This is a genomic window from Streptomyces europaeiscabiei (assembly GCF_001550375.1).
GTDB classification, from domain to species: Bacteria; Actinomycetota; Actinomycetes; order Streptomycetales; family Streptomycetaceae; genus Streptomyces; species Streptomyces europaeiscabiei.
This window is the reverse complement of the sequence record NZ_LRTR01000528.1, coordinates 1-20595: the sequence shown is the minus strand read 5'-3', so window position 1 is coordinate 20595 and position 20595 is coordinate 1. Positions and strand designations below refer to the sequence as shown.

12 protein-coding genes are annotated in these 20595 nt (G+C 70.0%); 6 read left to right on the top strand and 6 right to left on the bottom strand.

Going from position 1 to position 20595, the window contains the following annotated elements; translation table 11 throughout:
- Positions 1-473 precede the first annotated feature (473 nt).
- Positions 474-1502: a LacI family DNA-binding transcriptional regulator gene (locus tag AWZ10_RS26125; protein WP_046705704.1), complete on the top strand. Its 1029-nt coding sequence runs from the start codon at positions 474-476 to the stop codon at positions 1500-1502.
- Between the two features lie 229 nt (positions 1503-1731).
- Here the strand turns inward: AWZ10_RS26125 and AWZ10_RS26120 are convergent, their stop codons facing one another.
- Entirely contained in the window at positions 1732-7089 is a 5358-nt protein-coding gene (locus AWZ10_RS26120; protein ID WP_060892138.1) for a sacsin N-terminal ATP-binding-like domain-containing protein, read from the bottom strand.
- Between the two features lie 291 nt (positions 7090-7380).
- Here AWZ10_RS26120 and AWZ10_RS26115 point away from each other — a divergent pair, with 291 nt between their 5' ends.
- From AWZ10_RS26115 to AWZ10_RS26105, 3 genes are all read left to right on the top strand, one after another.
- Complete coding sequence (locus AWZ10_RS26115) at positions 7381-8496, top strand: LacI family DNA-binding transcriptional regulator (RefSeq protein WP_079104443.1); 1116 nt, start codon at positions 7381-7383, stop codon at positions 8494-8496.
- Positions 8497-8763: 267 nt separating this feature from the next.
- A complete protein-coding gene (locus AWZ10_RS26110) occupies positions 8764-10824 on the top strand; it encodes a galactose-binding domain-containing protein (RefSeq protein WP_208618553.1) in 2061 nt (686 codons plus the stop codon).
- Between the two features lie 28 nt (positions 10825-10852).
- Entirely contained in the window at positions 10853-11458 is a 606-nt protein-coding gene (locus AWZ10_RS26105) for a TetR/AcrR family transcriptional regulator (protein ID WP_060892136.1), read from the top strand.
- A gap of 59 nt (positions 11459-11517) precedes the next feature.
- On the opposite strand, the gene AWZ10_RS26100 is transcribed toward AWZ10_RS26105, so the two are convergent.
- The 5 genes from AWZ10_RS26100 to AWZ10_RS26080 form a co-directional block, all read right to left on the bottom strand.
- Positions 11518-12099, bottom strand: coding sequence for a GTP-binding protein (locus AWZ10_RS26100; RefSeq protein WP_060892135.1), 582 nt, complete (start codon positions 12097-12099; stop codon positions 11518-11520).
- Positions 12086-12442: a DUF742 domain-containing protein gene (locus AWZ10_RS26095; RefSeq protein WP_046705699.1), complete on the bottom strand. Its 357-nt coding sequence runs from the start codon at positions 12440-12442 to the stop codon at positions 12086-12088. The genes AWZ10_RS26100 and AWZ10_RS26095 overlap by 14 nt, the downstream gene beginning before the upstream one ends.
- A gap of 1 nt (position 12443) precedes the next feature.
- On the bottom strand, positions 12444-12872 hold the full coding sequence (locus AWZ10_RS26090) for a roadblock/LC7 domain-containing protein (RefSeq protein WP_037704978.1): 429 nt from the start codon (positions 12870-12872) through the stop codon (positions 12444-12446).
- Positions 12873-12918: 46 nt separating this feature from the next.
- Complete coding sequence (locus AWZ10_RS26085) at positions 12919-15336, bottom strand: sensor histidine kinase (protein ID WP_046705698.1); 2418 nt, start codon at positions 15334-15336, stop codon at positions 12919-12921.
- A gap of 300 nt (positions 15337-15636) precedes the next feature.
- Positions 15637-16647 carry a substrate-binding domain-containing protein gene (locus tag AWZ10_RS26080; protein WP_046705697.1) on the bottom strand — a complete coding sequence of 337 codons (1011 nt, stop codon included), beginning with the start codon at positions 16645-16647 and terminating at the stop codon, positions 15637-15639.
- Positions 16648-17040: 393 nt separating this feature from the next.
- Between AWZ10_RS26080 and AWZ10_RS26075 the strand changes: the two genes are divergently transcribed.
- Together AWZ10_RS26075 and AWZ10_RS26070 are read left to right on the top strand one after the other, a co-directional pair.
- Complete coding sequence (locus AWZ10_RS26075; RefSeq protein ID WP_060892134.1) at positions 17041-19098, top strand: pectinesterase family protein; 2058 nt, start codon at positions 17041-17043, stop codon at positions 19096-19098.
- 165 nt (positions 19099-19263) lie between these two features.
- On the top strand, positions 19264-20595 hold a 1332-nt coding region (locus AWZ10_RS26070), incomplete at its 3' end, for an alginate lyase family protein (RefSeq protein WP_060892133.1).

Below are 20595 nucleotides of genomic sequence, written 5' to 3'. Positions count from 1 at the left end.
AGCCGCCGCCGCCCGACCCGCAGGCCGTGACCAGGGTCGCGGCGGCGAGCAGTGCGACGGCGTTGGTGACGAGGCGGCTCGCGCGGCCACGCGGTCCGACCGTGCTCCCCATGTTCGATCCCCCTTGTTTCGCGGCGGGCCGTGCGGGGCCCGCCGGTCGGGACGATGGCTGTGGTGGCACTGAACCGAGTGGCGGATGGCGGATGGCGGATGGCGGACGAACGAAGACCGCACGAGAACCGCACGCATGCCGGACTGGTGGCTGACGAGTGGCGGAAACGAAAGGAACCGAAAAGGCTTTCTGAGACGCTAGGCCGCACCCGAATACTCGTCAATCCCCTTGCAGGGAGCGCTTGTCGAAGGTTCACAGAAACCCATGGCAGCATCCTGACCGAAACGTTTCCCGTACGCTTCCGGGTGGGGCGTGTCATCCTCGGCGAGGTCGGCACGCGTGGCGAGACAGGAGATCACCCATGGCACAGGCCACCGGCCCCTCTCGTTCGCAGCCCGCCACGCTCGGCGACGTCGCCCGGCTGGCGGGCGTCTCGATCGCCACGGCGTCCAAGGCGCTCAACGGCCGCAGCCAGGTCCGGGCGGAGACCAGACAGCGGGTCGTCGAGGCCGCCGAGCGGCTGTCGTTCCGCCCCAACCAGGTGGCCCGCGGTCTGCTCGCCGGACGCACCGGGACCGTCGGCCTGCTCACCAGCGACCTGGAGGGCAGGTTCGGCATACCGATCCTGATGGGCGCGGAGGACGCGTTCGGCGCGGGCGAGGTCGCGGTCTTCCTGTGCGACGCGCGCGGCGACGCGATCCGCGAACAGCACCATCTGCGCGCCCTGCTGGGCCGTCGCGTCGACGGCCTCATCGTGGTCGGCAGCCGCACCGACCCCCGGCCCTCCCTGGGCCGCGAGCTACCTGTCCCGGTCGTCTACGCCTACGCCCCCTCCGACGATCCGGAGGACTTCTCCGTCGTCCCGGACAGCGTCGGCGCCGGTCGGATCGCCGTGGAGCACCTCCTCGCCTGCGGCCGCACCCGGATCGCCCACATCACCGGCGATCCCGGCTATCTCGCCGCGCAGGACCGGGCAGCGGGGGCGCGGGCCGCGCTCGCCGACGCCGGTCTCGCCCTGATCGGCGAACCACGGTTCGGGGCCTGGTCGGAGGGCTGGGGGCGTGCCGCCACCGCCATGCTCCTGGACCGCCATCCCGACGTCGACGCGGTCCTCTGCGGCAGCGACCAGATCGCCCGGGGCGTCATGGAGGTCCTGCGCGAGCGCGGCCACCGCGTCCCCGACGACATCGCCGTCATGGGCTTCGACAACTGGCAGATCATGACAGCCGGTTCCCGACCGCCCCTGACCAGCGTCGACATGAACCTCGAACAGGTCGGGCGAGTGGCCGCCCACGCCCTCTTCACCGCGATCGCCGGCACCCCGAGAGCCGGGATCGACACCCTCCCCTGCAAGGTGGTGATCAGGGGGTCGACGGCACCGCTGTCCTGACGGACAGCCCTCGGCGGTACGGCCGTATCCGGACAGGACAGCCCGCCCCAGCGGGAGCCGTCCGGGCAACCGCGCCGACGGGACTCGTCCAGACAACCGTGCGCCAACTCCCCCGCGCGCGCGAACCAGTCGACGGCTGCCGATGGCACCCGGGGAAGCGACAGCCAAGCCACTCCCCCCGGGAGACGGGATACGGGAGACCGAGTTCGATGCTCCCGCGTTCCTCGTCTCACGACCGGCTGCTGTTGCGCAGTGGCGAGCACTGGTAGCGCAGCCCTCGGCCCACGATCCGGAACCGTTCACGGCCGGCCGCGGAGAACGGGTTGGGCAGCGCGAACACCTGACGGTGCTCCGGGTCCAGGGCAGCGGTGATCAGCAGGATCCGGTACCGGCTGCCCCGCGCGTGCGTGCGGGCGGCGTCAACCTCGGACGGCCCCAGCTCGAATTCCACACGCTCACCGGCCCGCTCGCTCAGCGCCTTCACCTCGTACAGCCGTGTGGTCTCGCGCCAGGCGACCTCGAAGTCGTATCCCAGGCCGTCCGAAGCCTCCCGATCGCCGTTGATGACAGCGGCATAGCCCGAGCGCCAGCGCACCTCGGAGTAGTGGCGCTGGAGCCAGGCTCGCGCCGCGACCTCCCCCACCAGACCGATTGCCGACCTCTGGTCCTCGCTCACCTGGTGCAGCCGGGCCACGACGACACGCGCCTTGGCGGAACTCCCACCACGCCGCGGCTGAGGCACCCCGGTGACCGTGTCGAGGCGCACCTTGCCGGACTGGGCGAGGAAGGACTCGTCGATCGTCCCGGAGGCCAGGTCAGCGATGGCGGAGAAGTGGTCGAGGCCCACGCCGACCTCCTTCTCACCGATCATGATCGTGGCCGGAGCCGAACCGCGCGAGCCGGTGCTCCCCTGTACCGGTCCGGGCCCGGGGGCCAGATCGGCCGGCGTGAGACCGAGGGACCCCACGTCGGCGGTGAGGGGCATACCGGTCGGCCAGCCCACACCGCGTTCCACGATGCCGAGCAGTCGTGTCTCACTCAGCGTCAGGAGATCGCTCACACCCGACCTCTCAAGGAAGGTCCTGGCCTCCAGCAGGGGCGCTCCGAGCCAGCCGGCCGGTACGGGAACCGCATGCCGTCGGCACCAGGCCGACACGAGCCGGGCCAACGCCGGGACGAGCAAGTCCAGTGCGGAGGCGTTGAGTTCGCGGAGGCGGTCGACGGGCGGGAGATCCGTGGGCCGCTCCAGGTCGTCGTCGGCGTCGTGGGAGCGGAGCCAGGCCGCCGCCCTCGCCCTCATCTCCTGCTCGGGCGGGGTGACGAACCGGGCCAGCCAGTCGGGGTCCGGCAACAGGTCGTGGAGTCGGCGGGCCGTGGCATACACGGAGACCCCGGCATCGTCGCGTGCCGCGGCCGCATACCGCTCACGCAACCGGTCCACCAGGACGCCCTCGTGTTCGCGTACGAAGTCGCCGAAGGTCTGCTCGTGAACGTCGGGGTGGGAGTAGGCGGCGTAGCCGGGGCCGAGCGTGGTGAGCGCCTCGTTGAACTGCCGGAAATCCAGTCCCAGTTCGTCGCGCAGTTCGGCGGGCGTGGTGCAGGAGCGCGCCAGACCGACGAGTTCGGCAGCCGGTACGGGCAACGCCGTCGAGTACCGGCCGACGAGTTGGACGAGTTCGTCCTCCCCCGCCGCCCGGCCGAGTGCCCGTGCCGCCTCCTCGTTCCATGTGTTCCCGAGCAGGCAGCACAGTGCCGGGCGCAGCAGCCGTACCGTGTCGTGCACATCGCCGGTGAGATTGCGTCGGATCTCGGCGACCTTGGCTTCGGACGTGTCCAGTGCCATCGCGAGAGCGCGGTCGTCGATCCCGTCCGGCTCATGGGTGCCGAACTGCCGCTCCAGCTTGACCAGGACCAGCTCCAGCGCGTCCTGCAGCCTCGGCGTACCCAGGAGTTGGGCCAGGGCGGACGTGCACGCCTGCAGTTCGTCCCAGCCCTTCTCGCTGCGCCAGACGACGACGGTGGGGTGATCGGCGTCCGGCAGCGGCAGGCCACGCGTGGTGGGCGGCGGTTCCGTCAGCACGCCCGAGATGACGATCTCCACCTCCTCGGCACGGACGACCCGGACGGTACGGAGCCGTTCCAGGAGGGCTCGCACACCGCGTTCGCTGCGGCGCAGGAACGCCCCGGACTTCAGTTCCACGGCCAGTGCCACGACCGTGACGAACCATTCCCTGCCGTCGATGAGTGTGTCCGCGCGTCCCGTGGGGGTGATCGGTTCACCATGGCGGTGGCGTACCTGTACGTCGGTCTTTGAAGTGCGCAGAGTACGGATTCCGTTCGCCTCGGCCTGGCGCACGATGGCGTCCCCGCTCTCGGGGACGGCGACCAGGACGGGATGGCCCGCCAGCTCGACGAGTGCCTCCTTCAGCGGTGCCTGCTCGTCACAGACGTGAACGGGAGCATCGTCGGTCACCGGAGCGAGGGTCGCCAGGGCATTGCCCTGGCTGACCACCAGCCGTACCTCCTCGCCGGGGGACCACGGCCAGTCGCCGGTCTGCGCGAGCTGCGACCAGGCCCTCCCATAGTGCTTCTTGAAGGAGACACTGAGGTGTTCCGGCACGTCGCCCCGGTGGAGGATCTCAGCCAGCTGTCTCACGGCCGCGCCCGCATGCCGCGGATCCTCCCAGCCGCGCAGACCGCACAGGCGCAGGCGCGCGGCCGCGGTCCTGTCGGCGAGGAGTCGGCGGGTCTGCAGTGGCAGCGAGGGGACGAACGCGGGCAGCTCCCCGTCCGTGCTGAACCACGCCTGGCCCGGGGTGACGAAGGACGGGCCGCCGTCGGACTCGGCGCCTTCCACCGGCAGCCAAGGGGTGCCGCGAAGGAAGGACGCGAACGGTGTGGGCCAGGAGTGCTCGTCCTTGAACGGGTAGGCCGGCCGGTGCACGGTGACCTGGAAGTCCGTGTCTTTCCAGGTGCGGAACCCCAGGACGAGCAGTTCCGCGAACTCCCGCCGGGCGGCGGGGAGCAGCCCGGCGACCTCCGTCGCGCCCGGCAGATGGACCGGCGGTCGCTGGAACTCGTACGGCGTCCACGGATGGGCGAATCTGGTCCATCCGGACCGGACGTCCGCCGCCCACGCGGGCCCCAGGACTGGGCCGAGTCCGAAGCGCGGGGCCAGGGCGTCCGGTGCCAGGTCGTTGCCGTAGTGGGCTCCCAGGCGGTCTCCGACGGTCGACAGCCGCAGCCCGTCGGCCACACCGATGGCGGTGAGGAACTCCAGGTACGCCTCACGGTCCCGCACCGGAGCCGGCCAGTCGTCGGGCGCGCTGATCCAGCGTTCCCGCTGCGCCGCCAGCTCCGGGATCCGTGAACCGCCCGCGTCCAGGAACCGTTCGAACCGCCGCGCGCCCTCGGTGCCCCAGCCGGGTGAGAACGAGCAGCGGGCCGCCTTCGTCCAGCCGCCGTCGGCGAGGGGGACCCGGAAGGCGATCGCGGACAGTCTGTTGCGTTGTGTCCGGGTGAGAACGGGGAACTGGCGGAGGGCGAACGTGAGGGCGTCACGGCTGAGCGCGTCCGAGGGCCGCCCCTTGAGCAATTCGTGCAGTGCGTCGAACACCTGGTCCAGCTGGTACGAGCGGACGAGTCCGGAAAGTTCCAGGAACCGCCGTCCGGGGCTCTCCCGGGCGATGTTCGGGTGTGTGAAGGAAATGCGGCGCCGCAACGCCTTGAGGTCGCCGGGGACGCGGGTGACGGCGTCGTCGTGTTCGGCCCCGGGATGAAAGAAGACGGTCCCCTGCTTCGCTCCGGACTCCGTCCCGCTGCCGAGCGCCGGCCGCAGGCCGCCGTCCTGGTCGAGGACGATCCGCCGGCCCCGCAGCGCGCCGGGCTGGCCCGCGAAGGCGAGCGCCACGTCGTCGTAGAAGTCCGCCCAGCGCGGGGCCGGCGAGTCGCCCCCTTCGGCCCGGATCGTCTCGGCGACCGCCTCGACCCACCCGGCCGTACTGGCCATGGGAGGACGCATGGACTTCGAGAGGACCGCCTTGGCGAGCTTCTCGACGCGGGTGTGCCGGGTCTGCCCCACGAAGGCGGCCAGGAGATGCGCTCCCGCGCGGGCGAGCGCCTCGGCGGTGAGGACCCGCCATGGGCGTCTGAGGTCCGGCCACGCGTACGAGTCCCGCAACGTCCCCCAGGCCTCGCCGCCCTCCAGCGGAAGTATCGGCTCGGCGGCCAGCTCTCCTTGCACAGCCCTGTCCAGGCGGGCCGGGTTGTCCCAGGACATCAGGTCCAGGACGAGGGGTCCCGCCGACTCGTGAGGCGCCTCCGAGCGCAGGCGCCTGGCCGACTCGACACAGAGAAGGGCCAGTTGGTCCAGGAGCAGGTCGTTGAGGGCCACGGTCTCGCTGATGTCGAGACGGGCGAACTTGGTGAAGAACGGGGCGTGGGCGTGGCCCGGAAACGGCGCGGTGGCGGCTCCCGACATGGGAATGAAGGTGTACATGCGGCCGCTTCGCGGCAGCGGCCTGTCCAGCCGGAGCGCGACGCCGACCCACGCCTCGCCCTGCCAGTTCAGCCACTTGGCGTCGATCTCGTGCGTCTGGACGCTGCGCTCGATCGCCGCGCCCAGGGCCTCGGCACCCAGGGTCCGGCGCGCCAGCAGATAGCGTCCGGCATCCGCGAGGTCGACTTCGCGCAACCAGTCCGCCGGTCGCGACTCGACCAGTTCCGAGACGTGTTCGGTCCGCGACAGCACGCGTCGCAGCCGGTCCTCCTCCCCGCCGCGGACCTCCACGACCAGTTCCCGCACCCGGTCGAGGAAGAGCAGCAGGGGCGACTCGTCGTCCACCACGTCCGCGGCCTGCGCGACCACGACGCTCCAGGCGTGGTCGTTGCGCAACGGCAGTCGTACGACGGTCGAGAAGCCGTCCGCGGCGAGTTCCTTCAGCACGGGGTCCGTGACCGCTGCCGGCACCGGCAGGGCCAGCGGGGAGATGTCCTGGATCACTCGGGACGCGAGGTCCGTGTCGTCGACCATGCCGTGGATGTCGTCCGGCCGAGCGAAGCGGAAACAGTAGCCGTCGAACGAGGCGGAGGCGGGCGACGCCTTGGAGTAGATCTCCGGCCAATCGGTCAGCTGCAGCACACTGCGGAACCCGAGTCCTTTGTTCCCGATCCCCTCCCCGGCGCCCTTGCTCGACAGGGCCAGTTCGGTGATGGCCTTGAAGTTCTCCTCGGTGAAGCCGCTGCCCTCGTTGGCGACATACAGCACGCCGCGGTCCTCATGACGGCGCGCCAGTACGGCGATCCTGCCGGCCTCGCCCGGGGCCAGGGCGTCATGTCCGTTCTGAATGAGTTCGAGGATCGTACGACCCTCGTACTCCTGGGCCGTTTCCTCACTGACCGACTTGAGGCTTTCGGCGAAACGCCAGTCCTGCCCCGCGTCGTCGAAGATCTCGATCCGCCGCCGCGTCAGGGCGATGATCGCGTCCTCGAATCCCGCCCTCGACCCGCCGTCCCACGTCGATGTGATGGCCGTTCCCCCTCGCTGCACCGGCAGACTGTGCGTGTGCCTGCCGAGAATCGTGCTCATCAGTGTGACCGGAAAGGGACACCGCCCACTTTTTTCGGCCATTCCTCCAGGAGCCCACTTGGCCACGCCGGAGAGGCCCGGCCGAACGTTCCCGGGACTGCATCGGAAGTCCCACACACCCCTAGGGTGATGGGATGGCTCAAAGCGATCTCGCACGAGCCCGAGATGTCAGAGGCGGCTGCTAGCGGGCCGCGCTGACGGGTGTCCCGCCACCGAGTCGACCGACAGATACAGTAAGCGTTTACTGCATCATCCCCCACATCTACCGAGGGCATGCAGTAACGTCGAACCGTGACGGTCAATGAAAACGGTCGCCGTAGGAGCGCCGAACCCAGCGGGACCAGGCGTCGACGGAGCAGCGCCTCGGGCGGCGAGCGGCCCAGCACGATTCGGGATGTCGCCGCACAGGCCGGAGTGTCCGTAGCAACCGTTTCCCGCACGCTCGCCGGCAACTACCCGGTGTCCACGGAGACCAGGGCCCGGGTCATGGCGGCCGTCGAGTCGCTGCACTACGTGGTGAACGTGCACGCGAAGGCGCTCTCCGGCCGGGTCGCGGGCCCCGTCGCCCTGGTCATCAAGGACATCACCGGTCCCTCCCTCGCCCATGTCGCGGCGGGGGTGGAGCAGGCGGCCGCCGACCGGGGCCGGCTGAGCCTGGTGTGCGCCACGCACGACGACTCGGCGCGCGAGGACGACCTGGTCCAGCTCATGCGCGAGCAGCACGCGGCAGCGGTCCTCCTCGTCGGCGGGGCCCAGCAGGACGAGGCGTACCGGCGGCGGATGGCCGGGTACGCGACGGCGCTGGACGCGGTCGGCTCCCGGCTGGTGCTGGTGGGCCGCCCACCGCTGCCCGGCGATCTGCCGGTGACGGTGGTGCAGTACGACAACCGGGGCGGAGCCTTCCAGGCCACCGACCATCTGCTGACCGCCGGGCACCGGCGCGTCCTCTTCCTGGGCGGGGTCCCCGGGCTCAGCACCTCCGACCAGCGCCGGGACGGGTTCCTGCACGCCCTGCGCGCTCACGGGGTGGCACCCTCCGAGGAGTTGGAACTGCCCGGCCCGTACACCCGCGTCTCGGGCTATCAGCGCACCCGGGAGGCGCTGGCGGCCGGCCTGGGGTTCACGGCGGTCTTCGCGGGCACCGACGTGGTCGCCACGGGGGCACTGGCCGCGCTGCGCGAGGCCGGTCTCGACGTCCCGGGCGATGTCTCCCTGGTCGGCTTCGACGACGTCCCGTTCGCAGCCGACCTCTCCCCCGCGTTGACCACGGTACGGGTGCCGTACGAGGACCTGGGGCGCACGGCGGTCCGGCTGGCGCTGGAGCGCGAGGAAGGCCTCGGGGGCGACGACCACGTGGTGCTGGGCACGCAGTTGGTGATCCGCCAGTCGGTACGCGCACTTTCCTGAACGTGCACGCCGGTCGGCGAGGGCGGAGAGTCCGGGACAACCTCCTTATTTTCACAAGAATTTGACGAGGCGTTCTCCCGCCTTAGGGCAATGGGTGGCATCAGGTCAAGCGTCCCGGACTATTGACTCGGATCACCACAGTAGCGATTCTCGTCACATCGCTTGTGCCAGCCATGACAATCGGGCTATGGCGTCGTGGGTGTTCACCGCGTCCCGGAACGGTCTGGCCGATCGACCGTGCACCCCCCCCGACCGAGGACGTGAGTGATGACCAGGACTCCACGCGCCCACCGCAGACGCAGACCTCTCATGGTGCTGGCGCTGTTCCTCACCACGATGGGCATGCTGCTCAGCCCGTCGTCCAGTTCCGCCGCCACCGGCGACTGGTGGCTGCCCACCTCCCGGCCTTCGCCCGACTCCCAGATCAACGTGACGGGCGAGCCGTTCAAGGGGACGAACTCGGCGGGCGACGTGCGCGGGTTCGTCGACGCGCACAACCACCTGTTCTCCAACGAGGCGTTCGGCGGCCGGCTCATCTGCGGCAAGGTGTTCTCGTCGTCCGGCATAGCCGACGCGCTGAAGGACTGTCCCGAGCACTACCCGGACGGCAGCCTCGCGCTGTTCGACTACATCACCCACGGCGGCGACGGCAAGCACGACCCGGTCGGCTACCCGACGTTCAAGGACTGGCCGGCGTACGACTCGATGACGCACCAGGCCAACTACTACGCCTGGATCGAGCGCGCCTGGCGCGGCGGCCAGCGGGTGCTGGTCAACGACCTGGTCACCAATGGGATGATCTGCTCGATCTACCCGTTCAAGGACCGCAGCTGCGACGAGATGACCTCGATCCGGCTGCAGGCGAAGCTGACGTACGACCTCCAGGACTACATCGACGCGCAGTACGGCGGCACCGGCAAGGGCTGGTTCCGGATCGTCACCGACAGCGCGCAGGCTCGCTCCGTGGTCGCGCAGGGCAAGCTCGCCGTGGTGCTGGGCGTGGAGACGTCCGAGCCGTTCGGCTGCAAGCAGATCCTCGACATCCCGCAGTGCAGCAAGGCGGACATCGACAAGGGCCTCGACGAGCTGTACGGCCTGGGTGTGCGCAGCATGTTCCTGTGCCACAAGTTCGACAACGCGCTGTGCGGTGTCCGCTTCGACGAACACGGTCTCGGAACGGCCATCAACGTCGGCCAGTTCCTGTCGACGGGCACCTTCTGGCAGACCGAGAAGTGCAAGGGCCCGCAGAAGGACAACCCGATCGGCGATGCGGCCACCGAGGCCGAGGAGGACCTGCCGACGGGTACCGAGGTGCCGGAGTACGACGAGAACGCGCAGTGCAACGTCCGGGGGCTCACCGATCTCGGTGAGTACGCCGTGCAGGGCATGATGAAGCGCAAGATGATGCTCGAGATCGACCACATGAGTGTCAAGGCCACCGGCCAGGCCCTGGACATGTTCGAGGCCGCATCCTACCCGGGCGTCCTGTCCTCGCACAGCTGGATGGACCTGAACTGGACCGAGCGGGTCTACTCCCTCGGCGGTTTCGTCGCCCAGTACATGCACGGCTCCGAGGAGTTCAGCACGGAGGCCAAGCGCACCGACGCGCTGCGGACCAAGTACAACGTGGGCTACGGCTACGGCACCGACTTCAACGGCATCGGCGACCACCCCGCCCCGCGCGGCGCCACCACCTCCAACCCGGTGACGTATCCCTTCAAGAGCGTCGACGGCGGCTCCACCATCGCCAAGCAGACCACCGGTACGCGCACCTTCGACTACAACACCGACGGTGCCGCCCATGTCGGGATGATCCCGGACTGGATCGAGGACATCCGGCTCGTCGGCGGCCAGGGCGTCGTGGACGACCTCTTCAAGGGCGCCGATTCCTACCTCGACACCTGGGGCTCCTCCGAGGGCCACCAGGCCGGGGTGAACCTCGCCAAGGGCAGGACGGCGACGGCCAGTGCGTCCGAGTCGAACCCCGTCACCAGCTACCAGCCCGGCCGGGCCGTGGACGGTGACAGCGGCACCCGCTGGGCGAGCGACTGGAGCGACTCCCAGTGGTGGAAGGTGGACCTCGGCACCTCGCACACGATCAAGAAGGTCACCCTCGACTGGGAGCGGGCCTACGGCAAGGCGTACCAGATCGACGTCTCGACCGACGGGTCGACGTGGAAGACCGTCTGGTCCGCGACCTCGGGTGACGGCGGTCTGGACACGGCCACGTTCTCCGGCGTGACGGCCAGATATGTTCGGATGCTGGGGACCGACCGCGGTACGGACTGGGGTTACTCCCTCTACGAGGTCGGCGTCTACAGCAGCTGACCGCGCACCACGGGGGAAAGGGATCCGCATGGCACGCCTGCCGTCGGCCGAGCGACGCAGACAACTCACGGAGGCTGCGATCCGCGCGATGACCCGGGACGGCGTCCCCAGGACGACGACCCGGTCCATCGCGGCCGAGGCGGGCGTGTCACTGAGCGTCTTCCACTACTGCTTCGAGTCGAAGCAGGAGCTGATCGAGTCCGTCATCACCACCATCACCGGGCACTACGTGACACTGGTGCGGGACGCGATCCGCCCTCGGGAGACGCTCAGGGAGACCGTCCGGGCCGGTTTCCAGGCGTACTGGGATCATGTGTCCGCCCATCCGGGCGAGCACATGCTCACCTACGAGCTGACCCAGTACGCCCTCAGGGAGCCCGGGTTCGAGCATCTGGCGCGACGGCAGTACGAGATGTACTGCGACACCTACGCCGACCTGATCGCGCAGCTGCGGGTGTCCATGGGGTTCGAACTGACGGTGCCCGTCCCCGTGCTGGCCCGCTATCTGGCCGCCATGACGGACGGCCTCACCCTGAACTTCCTGGTCCTCGGCGACGACACGACCTGGACGGGCATCCTCGACACCATCACCGACCACGTCGCCGGCCTGGTGCGCGAGGAGGTCCACCCCTAGGCGCTCCCGCGACGGCCGCTGCGGCTTCGGCGGCTTCCGGCGGCTTCGACGCCCGGCCCTCAGCGGGCCGAGGTGGCGATCAGCTGGTCCAGGAGGGCGATCAGCACGTCGCGGCACGAGGTGCGCTTGCGGGCGTCGAAGAGGAGCACCGGGGTGTTCTCGGGGAGGGCCAGCGACTCGCGGATCACGTCGGGCTCGTAGGGGTGCTCGCCGTGGAAGCCGTTGACGCCGATGACGAAGGGGATCCTGCGGCGTTCGAAGAAGTCGATGGCGGCGAAGCTGGAGTCGGGTCGGCGCACGTCCACGAGGACGACGGCGCCTAGGGCGCCGATCGCGAGGTCGTTCCACATGAACCAGAACCGCTGCTGTCCGGGCGTGCCGAACAGATAGAGCACGAGGTCCTGGCCGATGCTGATCCGGCCGAAGTCGAGGGCCACCGTGGTGGCGTGCTTCTCGGGGATGCCGTCGAGGTCGTCGACGCCGAGACCGGCGGTGGTGAGGGGTTCCTCGGTGCGCAGCGGGACGATCTCGCTGACCGATCCGACCATGGTCGTCTTTCCGACGCCGAATCCGCCGGCGATGAGTATCTTCACCGTGTCGGGAGCCGAGATCCCCTGGGGGGTGGGGTCAGAGCCGGCCAAGACCGTCCCTCACTTTCTTCAGCAGGTCCAGGTCGGGGGCGCGGGAGATCAGCCGTGGCTGGCGCACGCTGATCCGGCCCGCTTCCAGCAGGTCGCAGAGCATGATGGCGACCACGCTGACCGGGAGGTCGAGCTTGCTGGCCAGCTCCGCCACCACGATCGGCTTCGCGCACAGCTTGACGATCCGGGCGTGCTCCGGCTGCGGCCGGGTGCCCCCGGCCGGCTGCGGGTCCACGGCCGTCACCATGGTGATGAGGGTGAAGTCGCCACGGGCGGGCCGGGTCCGGCCGCCCGTCAGGGTGAACGGGCGAACCAGCCGGCCCGCCGCGTCGCCTCCGTTCACCTCACTCGCCGCTGTCGGCCGCGACAGCACCGGCGCGGGGGGCGGCGCTGAGGTGCTCGCCGATCTTCTTCACCAGCATGTTCATCTGGTACGCCACGACGCCGACGTCGGCGCCCTGCCGGGTGAGCACGGCGAGGTTGGCGCCGGGTCCGGCGTTGGTGAGGATCAGGAAGGCGTTGCCCATCTCGATGAGCAACTGGCGTACGGGACCGCCGCGGAAGTCCATGCTGACGCCCTTGCTGAGGCTCATCAGACCGGACGCGGTGGCCGCCAGCCGCTCGGCGTCGTCGCGCAGGAACGCGGTGGATTTGCTGACGACCAGTCCGTCCTCGGAGAGCACGACGGCGTGGTCGACCTCGGCGACCCGGTCCACCAGTCCGGTGAGCAGCTGGTCGAGCTGACTGTGCGTGGCGGGGATGGGGCGTGTCATCTGTGTGTCCTTCAAAGAGCGGTCTGCGTGGGGAGTCGATGGGACGTCAGGTTCCGGAGGCGGGGATCCGGTCTCCTGGGTCTTGGGATGCGGATGCCTCCCCTGATGCGTACTCGGGTTCCTCGTCGTCGTCACGTGCCTGGAGGGTTCCGCGCTGGAAGCCGGCCAGTGAGGAGGCCGCGCGCTCGGCCGTGAAGTCGTCGGCGTCGCCGTCGGGGCAGGGTCCGGCCTCCTCCTTCAGTTCGGCGGCGAGGCTGGTCTGCGGGATCCGGCGGGGCAACGGCATCAGGCCGCCCTTCTTCCCGGCCGGGGACTTCCGCGGGGCGGCCGGCCGTGTCCCGTTCGCGTCCTCGACCCGGTCGGCGGGTCTCCCGTTCGTGGCGAGCCTCTCCTGCGGCACACGGTCCGGTTCCTCCCGTGCGGGTTCGGGCTCCGGGTCCGGCTCCGCCGCGGCCGCGGCGACCCGGGCGGCCACGAGCGAGGTGCGTACGAGCGGTTCGGCCGAGTCGCCGCCGTCCTCGTCGGGGGCGGGGGCCTCGCGGACCACGATCTCGTCCGGGATCAGCACGATCGCGGTGGTGCCGCCGTACGGCGAGGCACGCAGGGTCACGGTGATGCCGTGCCGGGTGGCGAGGCGGGCGATGACGAACATGCCGAGCCGGAGGTCGTCGGCGAGCGCGACCACGTCGAACTGCGGGGGCACCGCCAGCTGGGCGTTGAACGCCGTGTAGTCCTCCTCGGACATGCCGAGGCCCCGGTCCTCCACCTCTAGGGCGAGTCCCTTGGCGACGATCGCGGCGCGGACGCTGACCGGGCTGGGGGCGGGCGAGTACGTGGTCGCGTTGTCGATGAGCTCGGCGAGGAGGTGGATCACGTCGGCCACGGCGGGCGGGGCGATCCACACCTCGTCGTCGGCGTGCACCTCCACCCGCTGGTACTGGGCGACCTCGCCGACGGCGCTGCGCAGGATGTCGATCAGCGCGACCGGTTCGGTCCAGCTGCGGCCGGGCCGCTCGCCGCTGATGATGACCAGGTTCTCCTCGTAGCGGCGCAGCTGGCTCGCGGTGGAGTCCAGCTCGTACAGGCCCTTGAGGATCTCCGGGTCCTGGTGCTGGCGCTCCAGGCTGTCGAGCTTGGTGAGCTGGAGGTTGACGAGGTTCTGGCTCTGCCGGGCGATACCGAGGATGACGCGCTGGAAGCCGCGCCGGGTGTCGGCGAGTTCCACGGCGGTGTGCACGGCGGTGCGCTGGGCGGCGTTGAACGCCTTGGCGACCTGGCCGAGTTCGTCGGTGCCGTAGTCGAGCGGGGCCGCGGCGGCGTCCACGTCGACCTTCTCGCCCCGGTCGAGGCGGGCGACGATGTCGGGCAGCCGCTCCTCGGCGAGGCTGAGGGTGGCCGTGCGCAGGCCGGTGAGCCGGAGGGACAGGGAGCGGGTGATGCGCCAGGACATCACGACGCACAGCAGGAGCGCGGCGAGACCGCCGGCGCTCAGCGAGCCGGCCGTGATCAGCAGACCGCGTGCCTCCTCGCCACTGCGGTCCAGCAGCCCCTGGGTCTGCTCGCGGATCAAGTGCTCGTACTGGGTGGACAGCTTCGTCATCGCGGCGTTCCAGCGGGCCTGGGCCTGCGGCATTTTGACCCTGCGGGACTCCCCGGTGCCCGTGGCGGGGGCCGAGAGGACCTGGTCCTCCACGTCCTGCAGCGCCTGCCAGTCCTTGCCCTGGACGATCCGTTCGATCTCGGTCTTCACCTCGCCCTCCACCGTGTGGATGAGCTGGTCGTCGACGAGCCAGCGCCGGGCGTTGACCACCTGGGCGAAGCGGTGCCGACTCGGCTCGTCCAGCTCTCCCGAGGGCCAGTTGAGGGTGAGGATCGCGTCGCCCTGGGAGACCAGCTCCGCGGCCTGTTCGAGGGTGATGAGCGGGCCGGCCTGTGAGGTGAGGTCGCCGTCGTCGACCTGGGAGAGCGCCTGGAAGGCGTGGATCTGGTCGTCGATGATCTCGGTGTACTGCTCGAGGATCTGTTCGGGGGTGATGTCGGTGGGGCTGTCCACCTGGCCCCGGTAGTACTCCAGGCTGCTGGAGCCGGCCATCACCGAGTACAGCCGCACACCTATGCGGTCGGGGGTCTCCTCCATGGCATCCGCGTGTGCGGCGAGCTTCGCGACCGCCTTGTCGGTCTCCCGGCGCTGTTGTTCCAGGATGTCCATGGAGCTGCCGGGGGCGGCCATGTAGGCCGCCGACAGGGCGCGTTCGCGCTGCAGGGCGAGAGTCGCCTCGGTTCCCATGGCGCCGGTGGACTTGCTCAGTCCGGTCTGCGTCCGCAGCCGCAGTCCCTCCGAGAACATCTGGGTCGTCGTCACACCCCAACTCACGGCCAGCGTGACGCTGGGGATCAGAGCCAGGAGGATCAGCGAGAGACGTATGGAGCCGAGACGGCGCCGGGCGCCGGTCCGTGGGGGCATCGTCGTCCTTGAGGCGGTTGGCGGGGAGCGGAACGGATCAGGGGTGGAGCGACAGAGGTCCGGGATCGGCGGGTGGACACCTGTCAGTAGGGCGCACAGGGGATGCGCAGGATGTTATCCGCACAAGTGAGTGCACGTCGCAGGGGTGGTACGAAGTTTGGGGTCGCCGTTACACGACCGTTCCGGATGCTTGGGTTCCGTAGTGCGGTCATGCCCGAACGGAAGGTTCCGTTTGTCCGGGCGTGGCGGCCCCGAGAGCGCCGACGGGCGAAGGTCCCGCCGGGGTCCGGGCGCCTCACGTCAACGGGTCCCGTTCGCCGCGAACTCCGCGATTCCGGCGATGTTCTTCCTCGTCACGAACGCGGGACCGGTGAGCACGGGTTCGACACCCCCACCGCTGATGTTGCCGTTGGTCCTGTAGAGCCACAGCGCGTCGACCGCGAGGTAGCCCTGCAGATACGGCTGTTGGTCCACCGCGAACTGGACGTCGCCGCTCTTCACGGCCTTGACCAGGTCCTTGTTGAGGTCGAAGGTGGCGACCTGGGCCTTGCTGTTCGCGTCGTCCACGGAGTCCACGGCGGCGAGCGCGAACTGGGCCCCGAGCGTGACGACCTCGTCGATGGTCGGGTCCTGGCGGAGCTTCGCGGCGATCGAGCCGGTCACCGCGTCCATGTCGGTGCCGTCCACGTAGAGGTTGTCGGTCTGGCCGCCGAAGGACTTCCGTACGCCGGCACAGCGAGCCTCGATGGCGACGTTGCCCCGCTCGTGGACGACGCACAGGGCGTGCTTGGCGGCACGGGCGTCGAGTTCGTTGCCGAGCGCCCGGCCGGCGACGCTCTCGTCCTGTCCGAAGAAGCCCAGCAGGCCCTGTGACTGCCAGGCGTCGATGCCGGAGTTGAGGCCCACCACGGGTATGCCCGCCGCGCGGGCCTCGGCGACCGCGCCCCGCATCGCCTGCGGCTTGGCGAGGGTCACCGCGATGCCGTCGACCTTGTCGGCGATCGCGTCCCGCACGAGCTTCGCCTGTCCCGCGGGGTCGGGGTCGCTGACGAAGGTCAGCTCGATGCCGTCCTTCGCGGCCGCGACCTCCGCGCCCTTGCGGACCAGGTCCCAGAAGGCGTCCCCCTCGGCGCTGTGCGTGATCAGCGCGACCTTCGTCTCCCCGCCCGAGGCACCCGACCCGTCCGTGTCCGAATCGCCCTCCGACCCGCCGAACACCGAGCAGCCGGCGACGGTGAGGCAGACCGCGGCGGCGAGCGCCGTCGCACGGAAGGCTGTGAAGATCCTGTGGGACGCGGGCGGTGGGTTCATGGGGGCGCGGCACCTCGCTGTGCGACCGGGGTGGGAGGTCTGGGAGAGCGAGGCCGCCGTCATCACCGCGATGACGTGCGGCGACTGGCTGACTTTCGCTGGGCGGAGCCAATCGCGTGTGACGCCCGGTAGTCAAGTGAACAACGGAATCGATGTGTTGCTGTGACGGCCCGGTCCTGACCTGCACGCACGTGTCAACGGCCGTCTCGGGCCCGGGCCCGGCGACATGGACCGTTCCACTCCGCACCCGGGGGCCGTTCTCGGCCATTCCCGGCCCCTGCCCGAAGTCCCGCTCCCCTGGCCGAGATTCATACTGAAAGGCGGCAACCTCTTCACATCCGGCGGCGACTGCTCGGCTGACGACCATCCCCCCGCACGGAACGGAAGCGACTCGTGAGCGAGAACCACGGCAAGGCCCGCCACCGCAGAAGGAAGACCGCCCTCGTCGCCGGTGTCCCCCTGACCCTGGCCGCCGCCGGGACCCTGGCCTACGGCACGGTCTTCGGCGTGTTCGGTGAGGACGTCCAGCCCCGGGCCGCGGCGGCCGCCCTCACCTGGGCCACCGAGACCGCCGACGGCTTCGCCTCGGTGAACGCGCTCGGCCAGAACGGGACCTACGGCGGCCGGGACGGAAAGACGGTCACCGTGAAGACCCTGGCCGACCTGGAGAAGTACGCGACCGCCGCCGAGCCGTATGTCATCGTCGTGGCCGCCACGATCGACATGAACCCGGTGGGCAAGGAGATCAAGGTCGCCTCCGACAAGACGATCGTCGGCTCCGGCACCTCGGGCCACATCGTGGGCGGCGGCTTCTTCCTCGGCTCCGGCGTCCACAACGTCATCATCCGCAACCTGACGATCCGTGACGCCTACCAGGGCACCTGGAACGACAAGGACCACGACTTCGACGCCGTCCAGATGGACGGCGCCCACCACGTCTGGATCGACCACAACGACCTGCGGCACATGGCGGACGGCCTCATCGACAGCCGCAAGGACACCACCTACGTCACGGTGTCCTGGAACAAGCTGAGCCAGAACAACAAGACCTTCGGCATCGGCTGGACCACCAACACCACCGCCGACCTGACGATCCACCACAACTGGTTCCGCGAGACCGAGCAGCGCAACCCCTCCACCGACAACGTGGCCCACGCGCACCTGTACAACAACTTCCTGGAGGACGTGTCCGGCACGGACATCACCTCGTCGTACGGCAACTACGCGCGCGGCAACACGAAGATGGTCCTGGAGAACAGCTTCTTCCAGGGCATGCGGAACCCGGTCACCAAGGACTCCACGGCCGCCCTGGTCCAGCGCGGCAACGTCTTCTCCGGCACCTCCGGCCGCAACGAGAGCGGCGGCACGGCCTTCGACCCGAAGTCGTACTACAGCTATACCCTCGACAAGACGGCCGACGTGCCCGCCCTCCTCAGGTCCAACGCGGGGCCGCGCGGTTCGATCGGCACGACCGCCGGCACCAAGGCCGCCGCGGCCACCACGCTGACCGTCGCCAAGGACGGCAGCGGCCAGTACACGAGCGTGCAGAAGGCCGTCGACGCCGTGCCCGCGAACAACGCCTCACGGGTCGTCATCTCGGTCAGGCCGGGCGTCTACCGTGAGGTCGTCAAGGTCCCCGCCAACAAGCCGCACGTCACCATCCAGGGCGCGGGCGGCAGCCGCAAGGACACCACGATCGTGTACGGCAACGCGGCCGGAATGCAGAAGCCGGGCGGCTCGGGCACCTACGGCACCCCGGGCAGCGCCACCATGTCCATCCAGTCGGACGACTCCCAGGTCCGCAACCTGACCGTCACCAACGACTTCGACGAGGCCGCGAATCAGTCCCTCAACGGGCACCAGGCGGTCGCGCTGCTGACCCAGGCCGACCGGATCGTCCTCGACGGGGTCATCGTCAACGGCGACCAGGACACCCTGGAGATGGAGACCGCCGCCAAGGACAGGCTCGGCCGGGTCTATGTCACCAACTCCTACGTCACGGGCAACGTCGACTTCATCTTCGGCCGGGCCACGGCGGTCGTCGACAAGTCGGTCATCACCCTGAAGAAGCGCTGGAACGGCACCTCCGCCGGGTACATCGTCGCGCCCAGCACGGCCGCGAACCACAAGGGCATCCTGATCAACCAGTCCACCGTCAACGGTGACGTGACCGCCGGCAGCTTCTTCCTCGGCCGCAACTGGCACCCCGGCGGCGACACCACCGTCGACCCGCAGGCCACGGTCCGCAACTCCACCCTCAGCGCCGCGGTCAAGTCCACGCCCTGGTCCGACATGGGCGGCTTCTCCTGGAAGGAAGACCGCTTCGCCGAGTACGCGAACAAGGGGCCGGGGGCGGGCAGCGCGAGCGTCAACCGCCCGATGCTGACGGACGCGCAGGCCGCCGACCAGGAGGTCTCGGACTGGCTGGCCGGCTGGACGCCCGGCGCCTGACGCCACCGCGCACCACGGGACCACGGGACCACGGGACCACCACGACGGACGCACCGCCCCCGGTTTCTGTTATCGCCGCCGGGGCCGGTGCGTCTCCTGTTCGTGGCTCCCCGCGCCGACGCGCGCACGAGCCACGACCCGTACCCGAGACCCGAGGACCCCCACGTGACAGCAGAGATCAGCCGCCGGAGCACGCTGAAGTTCGCCGGTATCGCCGCGGGCACGGCGGGTCCGGGAATCGGCACGGGCCTGGCGGCGGCGCCCGCCTTCGCGGCGGGCGGTGGCCTCGCGCACCCCGGTCTGCTCCACACCGGGGCGGACCTGGCCCGGATGGCGGCCAAGGTGAAGGCGGGCGACCAGCCCCACAGGGCGGGGTTCGCCAGGCTGACCGCCAACCGGCACGCGCAGAGCGGCTGGAAGGCCAACCCGCAGGCGACCGTGGTCCGGGGCGGCACCGGCCAGAACTACGCGATCCTCTACAACGACATCCACGCCGCCTACCAGAACGGCCTGCGCCACCACATCACCGGCGAGTCCGCGTACGCCGACACCGCCGTGGCGATCCTCAACGACTGGTCGGCGAAGCTCACTTCCCTGGCGGGCAACGCCGACCGCTTCCTGGCCGCCGGGCTGTACGGCTACCAGATCGCCAACGCCGCCGAACTCGTCCGCGACCACCCCGACTTCGCACTCGACCGCTTCCGGGAGATGCTGAGCGGTGTCTTCGCCCCGCTCAGCGACGACTTCCTGGTCAGGCACAACGGCGCCGTCGTCACGAACTACTGGCCCAACTGGGACCTCGCCAACATGGCGTGCGTCCTGGCCACCGGCATCTTCTGCGACGACAGGGCCCAGGTCAGCCGTGCTGTCGAGTACTTCAAGCACGGTGAGGGTCTCGGCGCCGTACGGAAGGCCATCCCGGTCGTGCACGACGACGGCCTGGCCGAATGGCTGGAGGCCGGCCGCGACCAGGGCCACGCGCTGCTCGGCGTCGGTCTGATGGGCACCTTCTGCGAGATGGCCTGGAACCAGGGCATCGACCTGTACGGCTACGACGACAACCGCTTCCTCAAGGGTGCCCAGTACGTGGCCAGGTGGAGCATGGGCGGCGAGGTGGCCTACACGGCGAACACCCGCGCGAAGGGTGCGATCAACGGCTGGTCCGGCAGGGAGACCGCGTCCGACGCGGCCGGCGTCGACCCGAACATGACGCGCCCCATCTGGGCCATGATCGCCAACCACTACACCGAGCGCCGGGGCCTCGACGCCTCCTACCTCACCCGCGCCGCGGCCAAGGCCGCCCCCGAGGGCGGTGGTGGCGACTACGGCCCCAACAGCGGCGGCTACGACCAGCTGGGCTTCGGCACCCTGGCGTTCACCCGGGACAGGGCCACGGACGCCGAGGCGAGCGCGCCGCCGTCGGCGTCCACGGCCGCGTCCGGCTCGGGGTCCGGCGCCACCTCGAAGAAGGGCGCGTCGGCTGCCTCCCCGTCCCCC

Coding starts and splice junctions, on each gene's coding strand:
- AWZ10_RS26125 (WP_046705704.1), top strand. CDS start 474: ATGGCACAGGCCACCGGCCCCTCTCGTTCGCAGCCCGCCACGCTCGGC.
- AWZ10_RS26120 (WP_060892138.1), bottom strand. CDS start 7,089: ATGAGCACGATTCTCGGCAGGCACACGCACAGTCTGCCGGTGCAGCGA.
- AWZ10_RS26110 (WP_208618553.1), top strand. CDS start 8,764: ATGACCAGGACTCCACGCGCCCACCGCAGACGCAGACCTCTCATGGTG.
- AWZ10_RS26105 (WP_060892136.1), top strand. CDS start 10,853: ATGGCACGCCTGCCGTCGGCCGAGCGACGCAGACAACTCACGGAGGCT.
- AWZ10_RS26090 (WP_037704978.1), bottom strand. CDS start 12,872: ATGACACGCCCCATCCCCGCCACGCACAGTCAGCTCGACCAGCTGCTC.
- AWZ10_RS26085 (WP_046705698.1), bottom strand. CDS start 15,336: ATGCCCCCACGGACCGGCGCCCGGCGCCGTCTCGGCTCCATACGTCTC.
- AWZ10_RS26080 (WP_046705697.1), bottom strand. CDS start 16,647: ATGAACCCACCGCCCGCGTCCCACAGGATCTTCACAGCCTTCCGTGCG.